This window comes from Psychrobacter glacincola (assembly GCF_965118485.1).
GTDB lineage: Bacteria > Pseudomonadota > Gammaproteobacteria > Pseudomonadales > Moraxellaceae > Psychrobacter > Psychrobacter glacincola_D.
On the sequence record NZ_CBCPJH010000073.1, the window covers coordinates 1 to 2,600 of the forward strand.

The following is a 2,600-nucleotide window of genomic DNA, read 5'->3' on the forward strand; positions in this document are numbered from 1 at the left end:
AACGATCCTAAAGAATATTCAGCACGACTATTAGCACATCATGCTGAAATCTCAGCCTTTGGTGGTATCTTCTTATTACTGGTCTTCTTAAACTTTATCTTTGACGATAAAGAAGTGCATTGGTTTAATTGGCTTGAGAGCCGTTTGGCAAAACTGGGCAAAGTTGATGCCATGAGCGTCTTCGTGGCACTTATTGTCTTGATGATTGCAGTATCATGGGCCAATGATGCACAATCAGCTGCTGTCTTAATCGCTGGTGTTTGGGGTATTTTAGTTTACCTTGGCGTGCAAGTGGTTTCTGGAATGCTTGAAGGTGATCTCGAAGAAGATTTAGAAAATGAAGAAAATGGTTCTGGCGCAGCAGCGACCAGCGCTATTATGAAAGGCGGTATTATCGGTTTCTTATACTTAGAAGTTCTTGATGCCTCGTTCAGTTTCGACGGTGTGATTGGCGCATTTGCAATCACTAACGACGTTATTGTTATCATGCTTGGTCTGGCCATCGGTGCGATGTTTGTACGTTCGATGACTATTTTCCTAGTCGATAAAGGCACGCTTGATGAGTTTGTTTATCTTGAGCATGGCGCGCATTATGCCATCGGTGCCTTAGCTATTATTATGCTATTGTCAGTGAAATTCCATGTGCCAGAAATTATCACTGGTCTGATTGGTATTGCCTTTATTGGTTGGGCATTGCTTGCTTCACTCAAACATCGTAAGCAACAAGCGAAGTTGATTACTTAGTGTTTGTATAACAGGGTATGCAGATAACCCGATGCAATATAAATTTGTCTGAAAGCGCCATTAATAGCAGGTTATACCAAGTGATTGGTATAACCTGCTTTCTATAACGTACTACTTTTTATTACCTAATACAGTCACTGTCATTTAAGATTTATATTGCCCAATACAAGAGATACAAATGCTAAAGAAAGCTGAACACACATTAGAGAAAACCATATTTAACAGTCGCTGGTTACTAGCCCCATTTTATTTGGGATTAGTGCTCGGTATTATTTTGTTATTTGTCAAATTTGTCCAAGAGCTGTGGCATATGATCACCCATGTGTTTACTGCTTCTGAAGCCGATATCATCGTCGGTACCTTGGCTCTTATCGATATGTCATTGGTTGCAAGCTTACTCCTCATCATCATCTTTAGTGGCTATGAGATCTTTGTCTCAAAAATTGATACAGAAAACCATGAGGATCGCCCTGAATGGATGGGAAAAATTGATTTCTCTGGTCTGAAACTTAAAGTCATCGGTGCTATTGTCGCCATTTCTGCCATTGATCTTCTTAAGTCATTTATGGATATACCGAAAGACATGAGCGATAGTGATGCGGATGTATTGATGTGGAAAGTCATTATCCATATGACGTTTGTATTCTCTGGCTTATTATTTGCATTGATGGATAAGATTGTCGGTGATACCAAAAAACATTAGAAAAAGCTTAATAAAAAAACCCATTCATTAATTTATAAAAATAGACGCTAAGGAGCGCACATGGCAGGGGCCAGTTTATTGACCTTACTTGATGACATCAGTGTGATATTAGATGATGTGTCACTTATGACCAAGGTTGCCGTTAAAAAAACGGCGGGTGTATTGGGCGATGACTTAGCCCTTAATGCTGAGCAAGTTTCAGGGGTTAAAGCAGACCGTGAGCTGCCTGTGGTTTGGGCCGTCGCTAAAGGCTCCTTCGTTAACAAGCTTATTTTAGTGCCATTAGCACTGCTTATCAGTGCCATTTATCCCCCTTTAGTCACCTTTTTACTCATGTGTGGCGGTGTATATTTGGCTTATGAGGGCGCAGAAAAAATTATTCATAAGTTCTGGCCACATATTTTACCTCATGACGAAGATCAAATTGCCCGACTACGTGCCAATGCGGATGAGACGATTGATTTGGTTGCTTTTGAAAAGGACAAAATAAAAGGCGCGGTGCGTACAGATTTTATTCTCTCAGCTGAGATTATTGTCATTGCATTAGGTTCAGCAGCTGGGGCGACTCTTTTAGAGAAAAGCTTGGTGCTGTCTATTATTGCTATTGGCATCACAGTGGGTGTTTATGGCTTGGTAGCGGGTATCGTCAAAATGGATGATTTGGGTCTCTATCTAATGAAGCAGACGAGCAATGCAAAGCAGAAAATAGGTGGGTTTTTATTGTCTGCGGCACCAAAGTTGATGAAGTTTTTATCGATTGCTGGCACATTAGCGATGTTTTTAGTGGGCGGCGGTATCCTAGTGCATGGGATTGATTTTTTACACCATGAAGTGGAGGACCTAGCGCACCTAACAGGCATATTTGAAAGCATAACAACGATGCTATTAAATGCGTTGGTAGGTTTAGTGGTCGGTGTTATCGTCGTGGCTATTATTACCATGATTGGTAAAGTACGCGGTAATAAACCCTCTTCTGCCCATTAAAAATAATGACTACTCTTGTTCATTTAACATTTTTTTAAAGAGCGTAATAAGCCATGTTTGAATTTGATTTAAGCTTAAAATTAATGATGTACCACCTTATTCAATTGGGCATTGCTTTTATCCTCTCCTTACCGATTGCGCTTAATCGTGAGATGAAAGATAAGGGCGC

The 2,600-nt window shown here is 40.3% G+C and carries 3 protein-coding genes; all 3 read left to right on the top strand.

Annotated elements, in window-relative coordinates:
• On the top strand, positions 1-744 hold a 744-nt coding region (locus ACMHKH_RS14540; RefSeq protein ID WP_413521335.1), incomplete at its 5' end, for a DUF475 domain-containing protein.
• A 178-nt stretch (positions 745-922) separates the two neighbouring features.
• Positions 923-1,447: a TIGR00645 family protein gene (locus ACMHKH_RS14545; RefSeq protein ID WP_413521336.1), complete on the top strand. Its 525-nt coding sequence runs from the start codon at positions 923-925 to the stop codon at positions 1,445-1,447.
• Between the two features lie 60 nt (positions 1,448-1,507).
• The gene (locus tag ACMHKH_RS14550) at positions 1,508-2,431 is read left to right on the top strand and encodes a DUF808 domain-containing protein (RefSeq protein ID WP_413521337.1); all 924 of its coding nucleotides are present in this window, start codon (positions 1,508-1,510) and stop codon (positions 2,429-2,431) included.
• Positions 2,432-2,600: the final 169 nt, after the last annotated feature.